General features: G+C 69.0%; 13 protein-coding genes and 1 pseudogene. 4 read left to right on the top strand and 10 right to left on the bottom strand.

The window, feature by feature from the left end:
- Window positions 1-3 precede the first annotated feature (3 nt).
- From ACX114_RS14310 to ACX114_RS14300, 3 genes are all read right to left on the bottom strand, one after another.
- A complete protein-coding gene (locus tag ACX114_RS14310; RefSeq protein WP_459298484.1) occupies window positions 4-363 on the bottom strand; it encodes a spore germination protein GerW family protein in 360 nt (119 codons plus the stop codon).
- Window positions 341-1642, bottom strand: a complete 1302-nt coding sequence (locus ACX114_RS14305; RefSeq protein ID WP_459298482.1) for a hypothetical protein — start codon at window positions 1640-1642, stop codon at window positions 341-343. The genes ACX114_RS14310 and ACX114_RS14305 overlap by 23 nt, the downstream gene beginning before the upstream one ends.
- Window positions 1643-1764: 122 nt before the next feature.
- The gene (locus tag ACX114_RS14300) at window positions 1765-3189 is read right to left on the bottom strand and encodes an IPT/TIG domain-containing protein (RefSeq protein ID WP_459298480.1); all 1425 of its coding nucleotides are present in this window, start codon (window positions 3187-3189) and stop codon (window positions 1765-1767) included.
- A 194-nt stretch (window positions 3190-3383) separates the two neighbouring features.
- On the opposite strand from ACX114_RS14300, the gene ACX114_RS14295 reads away from it, so the two are divergent.
- From ACX114_RS14295 to ACX114_RS14280, 4 genes are all read left to right on the top strand, one after another.
- The gene (locus tag ACX114_RS14295) at window positions 3384-4226 is read left to right on the top strand and encodes a methyltransferase domain-containing protein (RefSeq protein ID WP_459298478.1); all 843 of its coding nucleotides are present in this window, start codon (window positions 3384-3386) and stop codon (window positions 4224-4226) included.
- Between the two features lie 72 nt (window positions 4227-4298).
- Window positions 4299-5618: an amidohydrolase gene (locus tag ACX114_RS14290; RefSeq protein WP_459298476.1), complete on the top strand. Its 1320-nt coding sequence runs from the start codon at window positions 4299-4301 to the stop codon at window positions 5616-5618.
- 214 nt (window positions 5619-5832) lie between these two features.
- Complete coding sequence (gene roxB, locus ACX114_RS14285; RefSeq protein ID WP_459298474.1) at window positions 5833-7827, top strand: rubber dioxygenase RoxB; 1995 nt, start codon at window positions 5833-5835, stop codon at window positions 7825-7827.
- A gap of 39 nt (window positions 7828-7866) precedes the next feature.
- The gene (locus tag ACX114_RS14280; protein WP_459298472.1) at window positions 7867-8472 is read left to right on the top strand and encodes a Crp/Fnr family transcriptional regulator; all 606 of its coding nucleotides are present in this window, start codon (window positions 7867-7869) and stop codon (window positions 8470-8472) included.
- Here ACX114_RS14280 and ACX114_RS14275 read toward each other — a convergent pair.
- The 7 genes and pseudogenes from ACX114_RS14275 to ACX114_RS14245 form a co-directional block, all read right to left on the bottom strand.
- Window positions 8450-9094 (bottom strand): DUF4386 domain-containing protein, encoded by a 645-nt coding sequence (locus ACX114_RS14275; protein ID WP_459298470.1) that lies wholly within the window; start codon window positions 9092-9094, stop codon window positions 8450-8452. The genes ACX114_RS14280 and ACX114_RS14275 overlap by 23 nt on opposite strands.
- A gap of 105 nt (window positions 9095-9199) precedes the next feature.
- Window positions 9200-10855: an amidase gene (locus tag ACX114_RS14270; RefSeq protein ID WP_459298468.1), complete on the bottom strand. Its 1656-nt coding sequence runs from the start codon at window positions 10853-10855 to the stop codon at window positions 9200-9202.
- Between the two features lie 34 nt (window positions 10856-10889).
- Entirely contained in the window at window positions 10890-11021 is a 132-nt protein-coding gene (locus ACX114_RS14265) for a hypothetical protein (RefSeq protein WP_459298466.1), read from the bottom strand.
- 215 nt (window positions 11022-11236) lie between these two features.
- Window positions 11237-12049 carry an MFS transporter gene (locus ACX114_RS14260; protein ID WP_459298464.1) on the bottom strand — a complete coding sequence of 271 codons (813 nt, stop codon included), beginning with the start codon at window positions 12047-12049 and terminating at the stop codon, window positions 11237-11239.
- A 252-nt stretch (window positions 12050-12301) separates the two neighbouring features.
- Window positions 12302-12922 (bottom strand): annotated as a pseudogene (locus tag ACX114_RS14255) (TylF/MycF/NovP-related O-methyltransferase); the annotation flags it as partial.
- Window positions 12923-13035: 113 nt separating this feature from the next.
- Window positions 13036-13593, bottom strand: coding sequence for a hypothetical protein (locus ACX114_RS14250; protein ID WP_459298462.1), 558 nt, complete (start codon window positions 13591-13593; stop codon window positions 13036-13038).
- Window positions 13594-13600: 7 nt separating this feature from the next.
- Window positions 13601-19132 (bottom strand): eCIS core domain-containing protein, encoded by a 5532-nt coding sequence (locus ACX114_RS14245; RefSeq protein WP_459298460.1) that lies wholly within the window; start codon window positions 19130-19132, stop codon window positions 13601-13603.
- Window positions 19133-19222 lie beyond the last annotated feature (90 nt).

Here is a 19222-nt window from a genome sequence, read left to right as displayed (position 1 = left end):
TGCCTATCGCCGTCCACTCAGCCGCAAGCGCGAGTAGACGAGCAGGGCGATGCCAGCCAGGACCTGGAAGCCGAGCAGGATGCGCGTGGGCTCCACGACAGGCAGCCACGACACCTTGTCTTTGCGGATGACAAAGGCGCCGGCCGGACGCGCGCTCAGCCCAAATCCCGTGCCCTCGCCATGTCCCGTGCCTTCCTTCGAGTTGCCCTCCTGTACCGGGCCCTCGCCCCCTCCGCCGCCTCCACCGCCCCTCACGTGCGCGACGGGAATCACGGTGACCTCCCCCTGCTGGATGGGTTGGCCGAAGACGCTGCGCGCGGAGATGCTTTCGCGAGTCCGGTCAATGAGGTCGATGACGTCCATGGCGGCTCTCCCTTCGCGTGCTTCCGTCAGATGACTCTTCATCCGTGTCACCCCAGGCCACCGGAACCGCAGGGGACGCGGCCAATGTCTCTCGCACCCACTCAAGCTGTACTGACTTCTCGGGTTGCTGGCTGAGCGGCTGTAGTTCCCGCTCGTAGTCACATGGACCAATCCGCATCATCGTGCAGAGGACGCAGGCGCCCTTGGGGCGCCGCAGGTGCCCGGTCCGTGGATTCATGGCGAGCTGTCCCGCCCTTGCCTCTTCCACGAGCTGCTCGATGACCCGCGCCCGGGACTTCTCGAAGTCGGCGGAGTCCCCGGTGATGTGCGGCGCGAAGATGACTCGCGCACCCAGCTCGCTTCCATCCGGCGCGGCTCCGTACCTCAGGCGGATCTCCCGGGACATCAGCGACTCCAGCGGCTCCCCGGGCTGGGGCTCCCCCTTCACGAAGCGATCCTTCAACTCGGAGATGAGCGCGTTCGCGGTGCTCTGGCTGAAGCACAACAGCACGGAGGGCAGACTCTGGAAGAGCTGCCGGAGGAAATACCTCCGCTCGCGGAAGCACTCGCTGACGATGCCATCCCGCTGGGGGACCGTCATCGGGGGCAGCGTCGGATCCTCCGGGGAGGCTTTCGTGGTCCACTTCGCCGAGGGACACGCCACCATGTTCCCGTAGGAGAGATCCTCCCCTACCCGGAGCTTGTGATGGCTCCAGCCCATCTCCTCCGCCACGGCGTCCAGCAGGCCTTGATACGTCTCATACATCTTCTGGGGCTGGAGCTGGAGGGGCACCCGGCGAGCACCGGTCTCGTCCAGGGGCACTTGAAGCTCGAAGTCGGAGTACGGGGTGTCCTGCGCACCGCCGCCGAAGCGCTCGTAGTCGGCGCGTGGCACCTCCAGCTTGTCCACCGCGCGGTACCGGAAGTAGTGCGCGTATTGCTGATAGTCGTCGAACAGCGGGTAGAGCGACTGGCGCTTCGCGCTCCACCACGCGGGGAGATTGGGATTGATCCCCACCGCCATGATGGGGGCCTTGCGGCAGCCACTCAGCGCCTCGGGGACCAGGGGGGCGCGCCCTACGTACTTCGCCGGGTAGACGATCCCCGGCCCGGGAGGCGGGCGATCCTCCACGTAGTCGTAGCTGTGGTAGCTCCCCCACCGACGGAAGTAGGCGCAGGGATGAGGCGGGCGGAGGGGCTCCTGCGCCGAGCGCATGGCATTGCAGGGCATGAGCTCGTAGATGAGCTCGACCTCGATCGGAAGATTGCTCGTGGACATGGGTCCCCCCTTCGGCCACGACTCGAATGTAGGCCTCGCCCGAGCACGGTGGGGGCTCCCTGGCGGTCAGGAATCCCCCTGGTGAAGACGCTTCCCTGCTGCCCCCGCGCTCGCGGCGGCCCCTAACGGGGTGCGCCCTGGGCGACCCAGTCGATGACGGCCTGCTTCTGCGCGGCCGACAGGGGGCTTCCCTTGGGCATGGCGCCCCCGGAGCACGCGGGGCTGCTGTTGGTCGCGAGGATCTTGTCGATGAGGAAGCTCTGCGCGCGCAGCGGGCCACAGGCCTGCACGCGCAGCCGCTGGCCACACCCCTTGCTGCTGGTGGGGACGCCGACGAGCTCGTTGTAGGCGTTGCCGGCGGTGAGGTTCACCGGCGTGGAGGCGGTCGCATGACAGCCGCTGGTGGCGCAGGTCGCCGTGAAGATGGGCTGCACGTCCGCCGCCAGCGTGGACACCTTGCTGGCCACGCCGAACGTCACGGGCGCGGACGTCTCCCGGCCTGGTGCCGGGTGCACGACGGTGACGGTGGCGGCATTGCCAACGGGCGCGGAGGCCACCAGCGCGGCGGGAATGGAGGCGCGCAGCTCGCCGGAGCTGATGAAGGTCGCCGCCACCGTCGTGCCGTTGAAGGAGAGGCTCGCGCCCTCCTTGAAGTTCATCCCCTGCACGGTGAGGGTGAACGCCCCCGAGCCCGCCACGGTTCCGCAGGGCGACAGCGAGGACACCGTCGGGAGCACCACGCCCGTCGCGGTGACGGTGAAGTCGAGGCTGGCGCTAACGCCGCCCCCTGGCGCTGGAGTGACGACGCGCACCTGGTGCGTTCCGGCCCGCGCCGTCACGGACGCCGCCACGCGGGCCTCCAGCCGCTGCGGACCGTCATGGGTCGTGGCCATGGCGATGCCATCCACCTCCACCTGACTTTCGTCCACGAAGCCACCGCCTCCCACGGAGAGCACCACCTCGCCCACGCCCTCCTGCACGGCGGAGGGCGTGAGGGTGTCGAGCGTGGGAGCCGGGCGGGCAGGCAGGCCGCCATCCGTGACGGAGGTGGCCGGCTCCGGCGCACCGGCGCAGATCCACCCGGCGACGTCTTGCAGCGCGGCGGCGTCCAGGAAGGGGCCGCCCTGGGGCATGCGTCCCTGCGCGTCCGGCAGCAGCTTGAGGTACAGGTGGCTGCGCTCCGGGTGGCCCGGCTCCACGAGCAGGAGCGAGGCGTTGGAGTGCGAGCGCTGCTGCACGGTGGCCTGCCACAGCTCGTGGGCGTTACGGAACGTCAGGCCACCCGCGCCGGTGTCGTGGCACCCCACCATGCAGCCCGTGGGGCGCTCCGCGGCGAAGTGCGCCGCATGGACCTCCTCCAGCGTGAGGGGGGCGACGCCCTCGCAGGCGCTCCCGGAGGAGGTGCCGGGCTCAGGGAGCACCTCGGCGTCCCGTTGCTCGACGCAGCCTGCCAGCCCCCACAAGGTGAGACACAGCAGCCGCGCGACCTTCGAGGCGCACGAGGGCACGCCGGCCGAGGGGGCACTCCGGATGGATTCTCCCTGCATGACAGGAAGGACTCGCAGTCCCTGGCGCCGGCCACACCGCAACCCGGGTGCCCGCTTCAAGACCTGGAACAGGGAGCAGACCTGGCGATTTGATATCCTCCTGTCCCATGCCCCCCTCCGCCCCCGTCCCCCCTGCCCCTCCCTGGTGGGTCGAGCGCGCCGAGGCGCTCCTCGTCCCAGGGGATCTGGGAACGTTGGGCCTGGGCGTTCAGTGGGCCCTGCTCGAGCAGTTCGCCTTCGTGCAGGAGAACGTAGAGCCGGAGTTGCTCCTGCTCGATGTGAAGGCCCGTCCGGAGCTCCAGGCGCTCTGGGCCGCGCTGCAGGCGCGTGCACTCCTGGTCACCGCGGCGCTGGATGCGGCCGGAGATGACGTCGCCCAGCAGCTTCGAACGGGGGACCTCTCACCGGCGCGCTTCCGGGAGCGGTGGGAGGGGCTTGGCTTCATTGAAGCCACGGGCCGCGCGAGCACGGCGGCGGATGACTGGCTCGAGGGCCTGCTGCGCATCTCACGCATCACCACCGGCCAGGACCGCCCCCCGTTCGGTCAGGTGAACCTGGCCTCGCGGGCCCAGCGCATCTCCGACTTCCTCTCCATCACGAGCCCGGGGCCGCGCGACGTGGTCTACGATCTCGGCTGTGGCAACGGGAAGTTCGCCATCACCGTCGCCGCGAGCTCCTCCGCCCGGGTCAAGGGCGTGGAGTATGGACAGACGTACGTCGAGTCCGCGCGCCTCAACAGCAAACGTTTCGCGCTGCCGAACCTGGAGTTCATCCACGCGGATGTCCGGGATGTGGACATGTCGGACGGCACCGCGTTCTATCTCTTCTTCCCCTTCTGGGGAGAGGTGGCGCACGCGGTGGCCCGGATGCTCGGGGACATCGCGCGAACCCGCGACATCACCGTGTACGCCTCGGGCCCCCGCCACGACTACGGCGAGCACTTCCTCGAGCAGGTGTCGCAGGGGGCGCTGCGTCTCGCGCCGCCGCGCCACGACTTCGCCGACGTGATGATCCTGCGCAGCGCCGCCTTCGCCTGAGGGGCTTCCGGCGCGAAGCTCCGCGCAGGACGTGCTGTAGTGGGGGCTCCCTGACGGTCAGGAGGCCCCCTGGTGAAAACGCTCCCCCTGCTTCCCCTGCTCTTCGCCTGTGTGGCGGCGCCCGGCGGCCCCTCGCTCGCGGCGGCGCCCCCGCCTCCGGTCCTCGCGGGCCTGGACGCGCTGTACCCCGAACTGGACGCGCTCTACCGCGACCTGCACCAGACGCCGGAGCTGTCCCTCCAGGAGGAGAAGACGGCGGCGAAGCTGGCCGATCGCCTGCGCAAGCTCGGCTTCGAGGTGACACCGAAGGTGGGCGGGCACGGCGTGGTGGCCCTGTTGCGCAACGGCAAGGGGCCCACGGTGATGCTGCGCACGGACCTGGACGGGCTGCCGGTGGAGGAGAAGACGGGGCTGCCCTACGCCAGCAAGACGAAGGCGAAGGATGGCGCCGGGACGGAAGTCCCGGTGATGCACGCGTGCGGGCACGACGTGCACATGACGTCATGGATTGGCACTGCCACGCTGCTGGCGCGGACGAAGGACCGGTGGAGTGGCACGCTGATGCTGGTGGGGCAGCCGGCCGAGGAGATTGGCGCGGGCGCCCGGCAGATGCTGGCGGATGGCCTCTTCAAGCGCTTCCCCAAGCCGGACGTCGCCGTGGCCCTGCACACCGTGGCCAACGCCGCGGCGGGGACGGTGCGGTTCACCCCCGGCTATGCGCTGGCGAGCGTGGACTCGGTGGACGTCACCCTCTACGGCAAGGGCGGGCACGGCGCGTACCCGCACACCACCGTGGATCCGGTGGTGATGGCGGCGCGGACCGTTCTCTCGCTGCAGACGCTCGTCAGCCGGGAGAAGAGCCCGCTGGAGCCGGCGGTGATCACGGTGGGCTCGATCCACGGTGGCACCAAGCACAACATCATCCCGGACGAGGTGCGCCTTCAGCTCACGGTGCGCACGTACAAGCCGGAGGTGCGCAAGGCGCTGCTGGCCGGCATCGAGCGCATCGCCAAGGCGGAGGCGATGGCCTCCGGAGCCCCCCGCCCTCCCGACGTCAAGGTCACCGAAGGCACACCCGCCACCTTCAATGACCCCGCCCTCACGAAGCGGCTGGTGGACGCGGTGGCGAAGGTGATGGGCGACAAGAACCTCAGCGAGACGCCGTCCGTCATGGGCGGAGAGGACTTCTCCGAGTACGGCCGCGCGGGCGTGCCCTCCGTGATGCTGTGGCTGGGCATCACCGAGCCCAAACGCTTCGCCGAGGCCAAGGGCACGGAGGAGTCGCTGCCCTCCCCGCACTCGCCCCTCTACGCGCCGGACCGAGAGCGCGCGCTGCGCACCGGCGTCACGCTGCTGACCACCTCCGCGCTGGAGCTGCTGGACAGACCCTGAGGTCTACGCCCGGGCGACCCGCCCCCTTGTTGACGCCCCGCCAATAGAGACCTATCGTCTCCATGAGCGAGGCGCCCGACAATGAACCTCCGCGCGCTCTTCAGCCTCGCCGTCACAGAAGCCCACAGCGAAGCAGGAGGAGCTCATGCTCGTGGAGAGAAGGCCGTTCGCCGGCAGCGGGGCTGCCGTGCCATTCATTCGCATGCTGTCTGTCATGGCGGCGTTGGCGGTGCCTGGCGTCAGCGCCGGGGGCGATTTGCTGGGGAGCAGCCGAGGCGGCTCGGCGCAGTGGGATTTCTGCTATGGCAAGCCAGACAGCGCGCTCTTGCCGGTGGACCCCCGAACCCTGGTGCAGCCCGGCATCAGTGACGGGCGGGCGGTGCACTTCAATGCCTACTGGAAGAACTGTCATGTCGACCCGGAGGCCGTAAAGGAGCAGGGCGCGGCGAAGACCTGTGGTGAGCTGCGTGCGCGCTTCGCGCATGGCGAGGGGTTGCTGACCAACGGACATCCCGGCGTGGGCGTGCTGTTCACCGGTACCGACTACACGCGGCCCGAGGCTGCGTTCGGAATCGCGACCTTCTCCGCGGCGCAATACAACGAGCTGTGGCGGGTCTGGGGATTTCCCTTCCGTCCCGACAACTTCGACACCCTGGTCGCCCAGCGCTACGGGTCAGGGGTGAGCACCGAGCGCAATCCCTATCCATTGCCCGGGCAATTGCCGAATCTCTCCAACGGCGGGAGCGGGCAGCTGCCGCAGATGCTCACGCAGCTCCGCAACCCGGATGGGAGCTGGAGCGGCCGTATCGGCGTCACCTGTCATGCCTGCCACAGCGGCGTGGTGGGCAAGCCCGGGGATGGCCCGGGGCTCGGGGTACAACTGGGCGGCGGCAGCAGCCTGGCGGACCTGGACCTGTTCCTGAGCGACCTGCTACCCCTGGGCTACCCGGCGTCGCTGGCCACGTTCCTGAACCTCAACCGGACCCGCGGCACCAACAACGCCAGCGACATCAACCTCGCCTTCCTGTTCCCGGATGAGAACCTGCTGACGCCTTCCGAGGTCATCGGTCTCATCAACTCCGGCTCGACCGCCGGAATGGATACGCCCGCCTGGTGGAACATGGGACACCGGCCGGTGAAGTTCGTCGACGGTGTCTTCCCGATGGATGCTCCGCGCGTGGACATGGTGTTCTACACCCCGTTCATTGGCCTGTTCGGAAGCGCTGGCGGGCCGTTGAGTGAAGCGGGGCAGGACTGGATGCGGAACAACGGCCCGGCGCTCAACACCTGGGTGGACTCCCTCAAGTCACCGCCCTATCCCCTGCCCATCAACCAGGCCCTGGCCGAGCAGGGAGCCGTGCTGTTCCACACGCTCGACATGTGGGAACCGGGGCGAAACAACACGGTGCCACGGCCGCAGGGCAACGGCTCGTGCGCGAGCTGCCACGGAGCCTACTCGCCTCGCTACGTGAACGACCCCGCCTTCCTGGCGACCCCCGCGCTGGAGGGCATGGCGAGCTACATCGCGCCGCTGAGAATCATTGGCACCGACCCGGTCCGGGTGAATACCAACAACGCGGCGGTTCAGTCGGCGGGCGCCAAGAACTTCTTCGGCTATCCCTCGACGGCCGGCACCGCCAATGACTGTGGTCCGCAGAACCAGCCGCACATCCGTGGCAACCGGGAGCTCGGCTACCTGGCGCCGCCGCTGTACGGGGTCTGGGCCACCGCGCCGTACCTCCACAATGGCTCTGTTCCCAATGTCTGGGAGGTGCTCAAGCCCGCCGACCGCAAGCCCATCTGGCGCCGGGTCTCCGCGCCCCCGCGGTGGGATCAGCCGCTGACCATCATGGGCTTCGACACGGACCTGCAACGCGCCTACGACTCCACCAGGCTCGGCTGGAAGTACGACACCATCCCCTGCAAGTGGCGCACGCCCCTGAATCCAACGGTGTCGCCGTACATCAACTGCCAGCCGGGCGACGAGTTCACCACCCCCCTGGCGCAGGAGATGATGAACGTGCTCTTCAGCAACCTGGCGGTCTCCTGGAACATCTTCTTCCCGCCCACCCGCACGCGACAGCAGCTCGAGGACCGGAAGATCTACAACACCAACGCCTTCGGCCAGGACAATGGCGGCCACGAGTTCAACTCCGTGCTCACCGACCCGGAGCGTCTGGCCATCATCGAGTACCTCAAGACGCTCTGACCTGGGAAGATGGGGGCCCCGCCGCCGCGCGGGGCTCTCATGAAGAACAAGCTCGTCGACTACTTCCGCCGCATCGCTCCTCTGTCGGACGAGGAAGCCCAGGCCATCCTGGACAGCATGGTGGTGAAGACCTGCCCGAAGGGGTCGCACCTGCTCATGGCGGGCCAGGTCTCCACCGAGGCCTACTTCGTCCTCCAGGGCTGCGTCCGCCAGTACACCGTCGTCGACGGTGAAGAGCGCAGCAACGGGTTCTTCACCGAGGACGAATGGGTCCTCTCGATTCACAGCATGATGACCCAGACCCCGGCGGATCACTTCCTGGTCTGCGCGGAGGACACCACGGTGGTGGTGGGCACCGAGCAACGCGAGGGGGACCTGTACCGGCGCTTCCCTCGCTTCGAGAGCATCTCCCGGATGGCGATGCAGAAGGTCCTGGCGGAGCAGCAGGAGCGGTTCAATTCCCATCTCACCGACACCCCGGAGGAGCGCTACCTCAAGCTCTCCAGGACGCGGCCGGACCTCCTCCAGCGGATCCCGCAGTACCAGCTGGCCAGCTACATCGGCGTGACGCCCGAGTCGCTGAGCCGGATCCGCAAGCGCATCACCACGCGCGGCAAGCCGGCTACACCGCGACGGAAGGCGTGACCGTCCGGAACCCTTTGGCGATGAGCCAGCTGCCCAGGAACAGCTCGAACAGACCTCCGGGCCCGGAGAAGAAGATGCCCCACGGCAGCCCGAAGAGCTCGAGCACGCATCCCAGCGTCAGGGCCCCGTAGCCCACCGCGCCCAACAGCGCGAGCCACGCGGGAAGCAACCGGGAGCGGTACAGCGTCAGGCAGAAGGCCACGCTGCCCACCCCCAGGATGAGCATCGCGAGCTGGTACGCCCAGAAGTTCCCCTTCGAGAGCAGGTTGACCAGCGTCACCCGCTCCGGCGACGCGGAGTCTCCGAGCTGAAGGATGCACAGCAGGAACACCACGCCAACGATGAGGGTGATCGCCTCCATCACCCGCGTGCAGAGGTACGCGACGGCGATGCCCGGGCTCCGCTCCCGGAGGATGGGAAAGAACAGCACGCCAATCCCGACGACGAAGAGGGCGTCCAACAGGAGCAGCAGCGTGCCCCCGACGAACAGCGTCCGCTGTCCGGCCAGCAGCTCCGGCTCCTTCAGGATGGAGGTCACGAGCGCGGTGCCGATGCCGTAGGCAAGAAACGGCAGGAGGAAGAGCGCGCCCAGGGAACGGGAGTGAAGGCGGGAGATGTTCATCGCGAGGGCTCCAGAACGTTCAGCGACGTTGTGGCCTCCAGAGTGGAGGGAGGAGCCCTCGCGCGCATTGACGAGGATCAAGAAGTGGGCACGGCCCGGTCCACCCTACCCGCCACGCGGGTCCAGGCTCCTGGCGAACCCGGGCTTGCGGCGCGCGTGCGAGGCCTGCTCGTAGGCATAGGCGAGCTTGAGCAACACGGGCTCGCTCCAGGCGCGGCCGATGAAGGACACCCCCACCGGCAGCCCATGAACATCGCCCGCGGGCACGGTGATGCTCGGGTAGCCGGAGACGGCGGCGGGCGTGGAGCTGCTGCCCAGCCAGTGGTCGCCCAGCACCAGGTCGATGGGGCCGGCCGGGGCCTGGGTCGGGGCGACGAGCGCGTCCAGCTTGTGCTTGTTCATCACCGCGTCCACGCCCTCGGCGCGCGAGTACCGGCGGCACGCCGCGAGCGCCTTCTTGTAGGCGGCGTCGGTGAGCGGGCCCTTCTTCTGCGCCTGGAGCAGCAGCTCCTGGCCGAAGTAGGGCATCTCGCGCTCGCGGTTCTTCTCGTTGAAGGCGATGAGGTCCGCGAGGGTCCGCACGGGGGCGCCTTCGCCGAGCTGCGCGAGCCAGGCCTCCAGGCCCGCCTTGAACTCATACAGCAGCACCTCCATCTCCGGCGCGTCGAGCTTCGCCGCGTTGGGCAGCGCCACCAGGTCCACCAGCTCGGCCCCTTGGGCCTTCATCACTTCGAGCGCGCGCTCCGCGATGGCGTCCGTGGCCAGGTGGTAGCCGAAGAAGCGCTCGCGCGGCACACCGATGCGCGCACCCGCGAGCCCCTTGGGGTCGAGGAACTTCGTGTAGTCCGGGTGGGCGTGGCCCCGGCTGGCGGCAGTGGCCGCATCACGCGGGTCCTCGCCCGCGAGCACGCCCAGCAGCACCGCGGCGTCCGCCACGGTGCGCGTCATGGGGCCCGCGGTGTCCTGGGTCGAAGAGATGGGGATGATGCCCGCGCGGCTGACGAGCCCCACCGTGGGCTTCAAGCCCACCAGCGAACACGCGGACGCGGGCGAGACGATGGAGCCGTCCGTCTCCGTGCCCACCGACACGGCGCAGAAGTTGGCCGCGGTGGCCGCGCCCGAACCGGAGCTTGAACCGGAAGGGGTCCGGTCGAGCGCATAGGGATTGCGACACAGGCCGCCGCGCCCGCTCCAGCCGCTCATCGAGTGCGTGGAGCGGAAGTTGGCCCACTCGCTGAGGTTCGTCTTGCCCAGGAGGACGGCACCGGCGGCGCGCAGCCGCTCCACGATGAACGCATCGTGAGGGGGCACGGCGCCCACCAGCGCGAGTGAGCCCGCGGTGGTCTGCATCTTGTCCGCCGTGGCGATGTTGTCCTTGATGAGCACGGGGATGCCGTGCATCGGCCCGCGTGCGCCCTTCGCCTTGCGCTCGGCGTCCAGCGCGTCGGCCAGTGCGAGCGCGTCGGGGTTGAGCTCGATGACGGAGCACAGCGGCAGGTCCCCGGTGCGGTCGAGCGCACGGATGCGCGCGAGGTAGGCCTCCGTCAGCCCGCGCGCGGTGTACTTGCCGGACTCCAGGCCCGCCCGCAACTCCGCGACCGTCACCTCTTCGAGCGCGAAGGCCCCTGGCGCGGCGGCGGAAGGCGCCTGGGCACGCGCATCCCGGGCAGCCAGCGCCCCCGTCACGACCGCCGCGGCCCCGAGGAGCGTGCGGCGGGAGAAGCCAGGGTTCACGTCGGAAGCAGCCGTCTTCTTCGTCATGGAGCAGGCACCCGGAATGTGGAGGGCGCCAAGGTTACTGCAGGTCGTAGAGGTCCACGTGGCCCGCGCCGGGCACGAGCACCCGTTCCTTGGGTTCACCGGCGAGCCGGTAGGCCTCGTCGCTGAACTCCCGGGAGTGGGCGTTCTCGCCCGCGATGAAGAGCATCGGCCGGGGAGAGATCGTCTCGATGTGGGTGCCCCCGCGCGGTGCGATAGAAGTCGTAGAACTCGCGAGCCATCGCAGTCGGCCTGTCACTCACCGTTTCAGGCGTGCCGCTCGTATATTTTGTTTCACCGCCCGCGAACTCCACATCGCGCTGCTGGGTGATGACGAAGCTCCCGCTGCCGCACCGAGCAAACGTGTTCTCATTGTCGTCATCCTCATGCGTGGATGGAGCCATCAGGTTTCGATGCACGGATGGCCAGGAGGGCCGCTCCTCCGAGCAGCACGGCGCTCACCGCGAACGTGCACCCGTAGCCGCTCCGGTCGAACAGCCACCCTCCAAGCGAGGCGCCCACCGTGATGGCGAGCTGGATGGCCGCGACCATGAGACCGCCGCCAGCCTCCGCGTCGCGCGGCAACGTGCGGCTGAGCCACGTCCACCACGCGACCGGCGCCGCCGTGCCGATGAGCCCCCACCCCACCAGCAGGACGGCCGTTGCCGCGAGCGATGGGCCGAACACGATGAGCAGGACCGCGATGACGGCCATCGCCACCGGAGCCGCGATGAGCACCGCGGACAGCCGCCTGCTCACGAGGAAGCCGATGAGGTACGTGCCCAGAAGCCCCGCGATGCCCATCCCCAGCAGGAGCAGCGAGAGCGTGGACACGCCGACCCGCGTGACGGTCTCCAGGAAGGGGCGCAGGTATGTGAAGAGGGCGAACTGGCCCATGAAGAAGAGCGTGACCGCCAGGATGCCCCACCGCGCCCGCGGGCGACGGAGGATGGCGAACGTGCTCGGAGGCGGAGCGGCGCGCTCCGTGGGCATTGGGGGCAAGCTGGAGGCCTGCCACACGAGGGTGATGGCCGCGAGCGGAACGACCGCGAAGAACGCTCCCCGCCACCCGATGTACTGGCCCAGGAAGCTGCCGAGCGGCGCCGCGATGGTGGTGGCCAGCGCGTTGCCACCATTCAGCAGGCCGAGCGCGCGCGGCACCTCGTCGAAAAGCAGCTGAGCGTGGTCCTGCTCCACCGCACCACTCGCAGCGTGTCCCTGACGGACGCGGGACGGCGGCTGGTGGAAGGAGGCCGGTCCGGGTCTTGCCCAGGCGGCCGCCGCGCTCCACGGCGCCTCGGCCGAGCCCGGCGAGTCTGGGCGGTTGCTTGCGCTAACGCATCCGGCGGGAACGCCTCTGGAGCCAGAAGGCGCCTCCCAGGAGCGTGAGCCACGCGGCGCGGCAGTCCCGCCCGGTCAAGCCTTGGTGGCCTGGTGATTCATGCGTGCTCACACCTTGATGGCCAGACGCCCCGTCATGTCGATTCGCTGGAGCAGCGGCTTGCGCGGCTGCTTCGCGAAGAACTCGTCCACGGCCCGGCGTGCACCCTGCCAGTAGCCATAGTCATCGATGATGAGCACTCCGCCCGGCGAGAGCCGGGAATAGAGGTGCTCCAATTCGTGCCGGGTGGACTCGTACCAGTCGGTGTCCAGGCGCAGCAGGGCGATGGTGTCGGGCGCTTGCGCGGGGAGCGTCTCCTCTACCCGCCCCTTCACCAGATGGACCTGATCCATCGGATAGCCCGTGCTGCTCACGTTGGCGCGCACGTCCGCCTCGTCAGCGATGCACCAAACGTTGAAGCCCTCTCGCCGGGCGGATCTGGACAGGAGCTGCTCCGCCGTAACCCCGCTCCAGGAACGGTCCGCATCGGAGGGAGGCGTCATCCCTTCGAAGGTGTCGAACAGGTACAGCGCACGTTGCGCGCCGAGGGACAGCAGGGCCTTGGCGGCGACCATCATGCTGCCACCACGCCAGACTCCGCATTCGACGATGCTCCCTGGGATGTCGTTCGCCACCACGTAGCGCACCGCGTGCAGCAATGCGATGAGCCGCTCGGGGCTGGTCATCGTGAAGGCGAGGACCTCTTTGCAGAGCCGCTGCTCCTCCTCGGAGAGGTCAGGGGGGCAGGCTGGCTTTCATTGCGTCGAGTCTAACACCTGGCGAACGAGGACTTCGAATGACCCTACTCGCCATGCTGCTCGATGATTCGCGCCAGCATCTCCTTGCCGACGGCGGCGATTTCAGGGTCCGCGTCCTCGGAGAGCTGCTTCGCCGTGCTGCGAAAGATGGACCAGGGGCGGGAGCGCAGCGCGCGTGCGCCGGCGCGGCGGATGCTCGGCTCGTCCATCTTGAGGAAGGCCGTCAGGACACCCGCGGAGGCGGCATCGTACTCGTCCATCTCCGCCGCCACCTCGAAGGCGACCTTCTGCCGGTCCTCGTCCGAGCCGTGGGCGAGCAGCTCCAGCGCATGCTTGAGCAGGTCGTCACGGGCCCAGACGGGGAGGGCCGCCGACAACTGCTTCACGAGCGCGCCCTCCTTCTTTCCGCGAACGGAGAGGTAGCGGACCTTCGTCACGAAATCGTCGATGTCATGCACGGCGCTCTGGCGGTCGGCGGCCATCCAGACCCGCCAGACCATCTGCTCCACCGTGTCGTCCTTGGCGAGCGTGAGCCCCATCCCGCGCATCACCTCTTCCATCCGCTCCCGCCCGACAGCTTCCTTGAGGATCAAGGTGCGCATGGGTGCCTCATCCCTTCGAGAAATAGCTCGCGAGAGCAGCGTCGATGATATCGGCGATCTCCTGCGGGGACATATCCTTGTTGAAGATCTTCTCCTCCAGCCCCGCCGCCTTGGCCCACCGTTTGATTTGCTCCACTTCGCGGCGATACGCCTCGGCGAACGTCTGCTCCGGATCTGTCCGCCTGTACTCGGGCAGCTTGGCCTGCTTCTGGGTCTCCTTGGCGGACCACTGATCCAGCGCGGCCTGGGTCGGATTGTTTCCGAGCCTGGACGTGCCTCCCTGCCCCTGCACCGCCCCCTTGTAGGCCGGTGGGAAGATGCCGCCGCCCTCCCCTTGTTTCGGGTTCAGCATCTCCACGGGTGACGCGCCACCCGCGGCCATCGTCTGGACCGCCATGAGCGCGTAGACGAGGTTCTTCGAGTGCCGCTTCCGCTCGGAGACGAACATCGTCCCGAAGACCTCTCCCAGCCCCGCCACGTTGGCGTCCGCGCGCTTGCGCTTGACGAGCTGCGCGAGCATCGTCCCGAACTTGTCGCGGTCCTCCGCGCTCAATTTCTCCAGCTCATTCGTGATCGCGAGATACGAGCGGGGCTTCTCCACGCCAGGAATGAGCGTCAGGGAGCCCTTCGTCTCGAACGAGACCGGCTCCGCGCCCGCCATGCCAGGGCTGTGGACGCCCCCCTTTCCGAAGCCTCGGGTCTCCACACCGAATTGCGGCATGGCCATCAGGTCCTGATCCGGCGCGCGCTCTTCCGCCTTGCGCCGCTTCGCCCACTTCTGCGCGACGAGCTGGACCGCCTTGAGGAACTTGTGTGAGTCGACCCCGAAGATCTTCTCGTCGGGCAGCGGCGGGTTGATGAAACCCGAGATGGTGTAGTTGGGACGGGTGCCGCTGACGGCCAGCTTCTTGAGGCGGTACTGCACCTTGAGCTTCAGGAGCTGCATCGTGAGCATGAGCTTCCTGGGCCGTTTGGCGACGAGCGCCCGGACCTTGGGAGGCACCTCGCGCAGCGCCTTTTCGATCTGCTCCTTCTTCTTCTTGTCCTTGTCCTTCTTCTTGTCCCGGCCCTTGCCCTTCTTCTTCTTGCCGAAGACCTTGTCCTTCAGCTTCTTGAGCTTCTGGCCCGCCTTCTTGAAGAACTTCTTGAGCTTCTTGCCGGCCTTCTTCAGCCCCTTCTTGATCTTGGCCAGGATCTTCTTGCCAAGCGCGGCCAGCTTGCCGGACACCTTCTTCGCCGGCTTCATGAGGCGCTTGAGCAGCCAGTTGGCGACGAAGTCGATCACCGCCACGGCGCCCGCCGCCACCGCGGTCGCGAACGGCGGGCCTGCGTTTCCGCCCTTCACCGCCTTCAGGAAGGTGATGAAGGAGTCGATGGCCGCGATGATCCGGCTGACCGCGCCCCACGCCGCCTGGACGCCCTCGATGATGGCCATCACCGCGCCCGCGGCGGGGACGATCATCGCCACCAGCTTTTCGATCAGCAGCTGGACCAGGATGCCCGGGACCGCGGACTTGAGCGCCTCCCAAGCCATCTTCCCGATGGCCTCCAGGTTGAAGCCGCCCGTGAAGAGCGCCTTCATCAGGTCGATGGGGATGCCCAGCACCTCCTCGACCTTGCTCTTGAACCAGTCGCTGATGGCCGACGCCATGGCCTTCACGAGGTGGTTCTTGATGCCGTCCACGACCGCGGCGCCCAGGTTCGCGATCCACTGACCCGGGTCCGCCGCGATGTCCTTGATGAGCGCGAGGAACGTCCCCAGCGCCTTGGCGACGGCCTCCGCAGCCTTGATCGCCGAGTCCACCACGGCGGCGACCGCGTCCACGGCCGCGAGCAGGCCCTTCTCGAGCAGCCCCAGGGCCTTGTCGAGGAACTCGCCGAGCGCGTCGAGCAGCTTCGTGACGCCCTTCTTCAGCTTGTCCGCGATGTTGTTGACCGCGTCCTCGGCGTCCTGGACCGTCTGACGGACGGCACCCTGGAACTTCGCCTTGAGCTCCGGGAACGCGGCGAGCGCCACGTCGCTGATGGCGATGAGCGCGTCACCCGCGAGACGGATGGCCGCGACCACCGCCTGCCGCGCCTTTTCAATCAGCGCGACCGCGGCCTTCTTCGCCGCTTCGATGGCCGCCTTCACCGCCGCGCGGAGCGCCTTCATGACGCTCTTCACGGCCTCCTTGATCTTGTTGAAGAACGCCTTCGCCTTCGACGCGAGCCAGCCGAAGAAGCCGCTCGACTCCTCCTTGGCCTTGGCCTTCTCGCGCTCGGCCTTGGCCTCTCCCTCCTCCTTGGCCTGCTGGGCCTTCTCCTCGCCCTCGTGGATGGTCTTGCCGGCGCTCTCGTCGGCCTGCGTCTTCTCTGTTTCGACCTTCTCCTCGGCCTCCTGCTGCTTCGTGTCGGCCTCGGTGTGGCTCTTGTCGACGGCGGCCTGCTGCTCCTCGTTCCACTCGCCGCGCTTCTTCGCGACCTCGTTCTGGGCGGCGGCCTTCTCCGCTTCCTGCTCCGCCGCGGCGTCCGACTCGGCCTGGGCCGCCAGGTCCTGGGTGCGCTGGGTTTCGGCCTCGGAGGCTTCCTGTTCCTTCGCCTCCTCCTGGGCCATGTCGCCCTGGCCCTTCTCGACCGCGGCGTCGATCTCCGCCTGGCTCTTCTCCTGGGCGATGATCGACGCGGCCTCCGCGTCCGGGCCGCCCGGGCCTCCCGCCCCTCCGCCCGCGCCGCCTCCGCTGGCGGGCACCTGCGCGGCGAGCGTCTCGTGGGTTTCCTGGGGAGCAATCTCGTTCTCCCCCATCGGCTTGCGCGCGTCGACCTTGCCCGTGTCGTGCGCGGCCGCCACGGACTGGTCCATCTTCACGCGCTGGGCCGTGACCTGCGTGGGATCCGCGTTCCCTTCGAGCGCGAGCGTGGGCGGTGGGCCCGCGCTGGTGCTCACCTCGGGATCCGAGGTGGGCATGTTGTCGACCGCGGACCCCATCCGGTCCGCGTCCTGCTGCGACATCTCTCCTTCGCCAGTGCCGCTCGTCGTGGGGGCGGTCACCGCGTTGACGGCGGGGGCTGGGGCCTCGGGTACGGGCTCGGCCGCGGGCGTCTCGACCGCGGCGCCTTCGTTCACCTTCTCGGCCTTCGTGCCGCCCTTGCCGTCAGCGCCGAGGTCGAGCCGCGTCGCGCCCTTCTTGCCGGGCATGCCCGAGGAGGCCGCGCGCGTGGGTGGGTTCGCGGCGAGCGCCTGCTTCTTGTCGCCGACGGACTTCGAGACCGACTGGGAGACGCTCCCGAGCGCGCCCTGGATGGACATGGGCGCCAGGCCCTTGAGCGACCCGAGCCCGGCCTTGGGCTCGCTGCCCGAGACATCGGGGACGGCCGGCGCGGGCTTGTCGGGGATGGCGCCTCCGCCTCCACCGCCCCCGGCGGCAGCGCCGGCACCACCGCCCGCATCCTCGCTCACGGAGGCTGTCGCCGCGCCCTGTTCCGCTGGAGAGAGCGCCCCCTCCTCGGGGCCCGCGCTCTCGGGAGCTGGCTCTTGCGCCTGCGCCTCTTCGGCGTCGGCCTGCTTCTGTTCGGCGATCTCCCGGTTCGTCTCCGCTGTGGACGCGGCCTCCTTGGCCTCGACCTGCTGTTCGGTGGGTCCCTTCTCCGCGGCGTCGACGCTGGTGGGCTCGGTGTCTCCTTCGCCTCCGCCACCACCACTCAGCGCCTCCGCCGGCTCTGAACCACCGCCTCCTTCGGCCTCGGCTTCACCACCGCCGCCCGCTTCGCCCTCGGCGGTTTCCTCCTGATCTTGCTGTGCTTCAGCGGCAGCCTCTTCTTCGGGCTGCTTTTCGTCGATCTTCTCCTCGGTGGCCTGGGCCTCGGGAGATTCGGAGCCTCCCTCTCCACCAGCACCGCCACCTCCGCCACCGCCTCCTCCAGCTGCCGCGGGCTCGCGCTCCGCTGTCGCGGGGGATGCACCCGCCGGGCCCTTCTCGTTCGCGCCTTCGAGGGCCTTCTTCACATCTCCGGGGACGCCATGTCGGGCCTTGGCCTGGCCCTCGGCCTTCGCGCTCGCGTCGCCGCCCTTGCCCTTCTTGGTGCCCTCCTCCTTCTCTCCCGCGAGGGCCTTTGCTTCGTCGGGCGCGCCCGGCTTCTTCTCGGCGCCCTTCTCACCTGTCGCCGCACCTTCTGCTTCGGCGCCCTTTCGACCCTCGGCCTTGCCCTCACCGGGCGCTCCAGGCTCCTTCCCGGCAGCACCGGCCTTGCCTTCGACGGGCGCTTCAGGCGCCTTCCCGGCAACACCTGCCTTGCCTTCGACGGGCGCTCCGGGCTCCTTCCCGGCAGCACCGGCCTTGCCTTCGACGGGCGCTTCAGGCGCCTTCCCGGCAACACCTGCCTTGCCTTCGACGGGCGCTCCGGGCTCCTTCCCAGCAACACCTGCCTTGCCTTCGACGGGCGCTCCGGGCTCCTTCCCAGCAACACCTGCAATGCCTTCAGCGGTCGCTCCAGGTTCCTTCCCAGCAACACCTGTCTTGCCTTCGACGAGTGCTCCGAGTTCCCTCCCTGCGCCACCCGCCTTTGCCGCAGCAGGCGTTGTTTCGCTGAGGGTCCCACCCGCGGGCTTCGTCCCACGCAGCCGGGCCACTTCACCGGCAGCCATTCCTTCCGGAGCCTGGAGTCCGGCCGCTCGGGCTTCACCGGCCTTGCCCTGCTCCTTCTTCGCGCCGGTGGCTCCGGACTCCGCTGCCTCGCGGAGCGTCTCGTTCGCTCCGGGCGACAGCGCGGGCTTCTCCTCTCCCCGCGTCACCTTCTCGCGCAGCGACTGCGCGAGCCTTCCCGCGAGGCCACCACCCACGGCCGCTCTGGCGCCTTGCTTCCCGTCCTGCATCTTCCGGGTGGACGCGGGCTCCTCGACGCCAGCCTGCCGCCCCTCCGCCGTCTTCGCTTCCGCCCCGGCGCCCTCTTCTCCGGGCGTCTTCGCCTGCTCCTTGCCGGCCTCGGCCGCTTCCGCCTCCTCGGGCTTCTTGCGCTTCTTCCCTGGCGGCCCCCCTGTGACTTCGGGGCCGTTGGTGGACTTCGCCTCCGTCGGTCCGGCTGTCTCCGCGGCATTGCCTGGCACCGGCACGCTCGCCGGGGACAGCGCCTTGCGCATCAGCCGGTTTCGCGTCGACCCCGAATAGCTGCCCTCGGTGACTCCAGCCGGATGTCCCGACAGCACCCGGGAAGCAGCCGCGTCGGCCTGCATCTCGGCTGGCTCGTTCGGCGTGGAGACCTCGCTCTTGGCCTGGGGTGCTCCGCGCGCGGAGTTGCCCTGCTGCACCACGTGGGTCAGCTCGTGCGCGAGCAGCCTGTCGCCGCCCTCGGTGCCGGGGCGGTACTTCGACGTCCCGAACGCGATGTCCTGTCCGGTGGTGACGGCCTCCGCCTGGTGCTCGGCGGCGAAGCCCGCCGCGCGCGCATCCGTGTGCACCCGCACACCGTCGAATGAACGCCCGAAGGCGCCCTCCATCCGCGACCGGGTCGAAGGGCCCAGAGGACTGCCCCCCGAGAAGCCCGGGTCGGCCGCGTGGGACACACCGGTGGCTTCAGCGGCCCGCGACGCGGGTACCGCCGCACTCGGCGCATTCACAGGCGCCGGAGTCTTCGCGGCCGGGCGTCCCACCCT

The organism is Corallococcus sp. M7 (assembly GCF_054512695.1).
Note: the sequence above shows the minus strand (reverse complement) of the source record. Positions and strands in the feature narration are given on the sequence as shown.

Bases quoted from the DNA above. Each gene is read 5' to 3' on its own strand.
- ACX114_RS14310 (WP_459298484.1), bottom strand. From the start codon at position 363: ATGGACGTCATCGACCTCATTGACCGGACTCGCGAAAGCATCTCCGCG.
- ACX114_RS14300 (WP_459298480.1), bottom strand. From the start codon at position 3,189: ATGCAGGGAGAATCCATCCGGAGTGCCCCCTCGGCCGGCGTGCCCTCG.
- ACX114_RS14250 (WP_459298462.1), bottom strand. From the start codon at position 13,593: ATGCGCACCTTGATCCTCAAGGAAGCTGTCGGGCGGGAGCGGATGGAA.
- ACX114_RS14275 (WP_459298470.1), bottom strand. From the start codon at position 9,094: ATGAACATCTCCCGCCTTCACTCCCGTTCCCTGGGCGCGCTCTTCCTC.
- ACX114_RS14265 (WP_459298466.1), bottom strand. From the start codon at position 11,021: ATGCTCTTCATCGCGGGCGAGAACGCCCACTCCCGGGAGTTCAGCGAC.
- ACX114_RS14280 (WP_459298472.1), top strand. From the start codon at position 7,867: ATGAAGAACAAGCTCGTCGACTACTTCCGCCGCATCGCTCCTCTGTCG.
- ACX114_RS14270 (WP_459298468.1), bottom strand. From the start codon at position 10,855: ATGACGAAGAAGACGGCTGCTTCCGACGTGAACCCTGGCTTCTCCCGC.
- roxB (WP_459298474.1), top strand. From the start codon at position 5,833: ATGGCGGCGTTGGCGGTGCCTGGCGTCAGCGCCGGGGGCGATTTGCTG.
- ACX114_RS14305 (WP_459298482.1), bottom strand. From the start codon at position 1,642: ATGTCCACGAGCAATCTTCCGATCGAGGTCGAGCTCATCTACGAGCTC.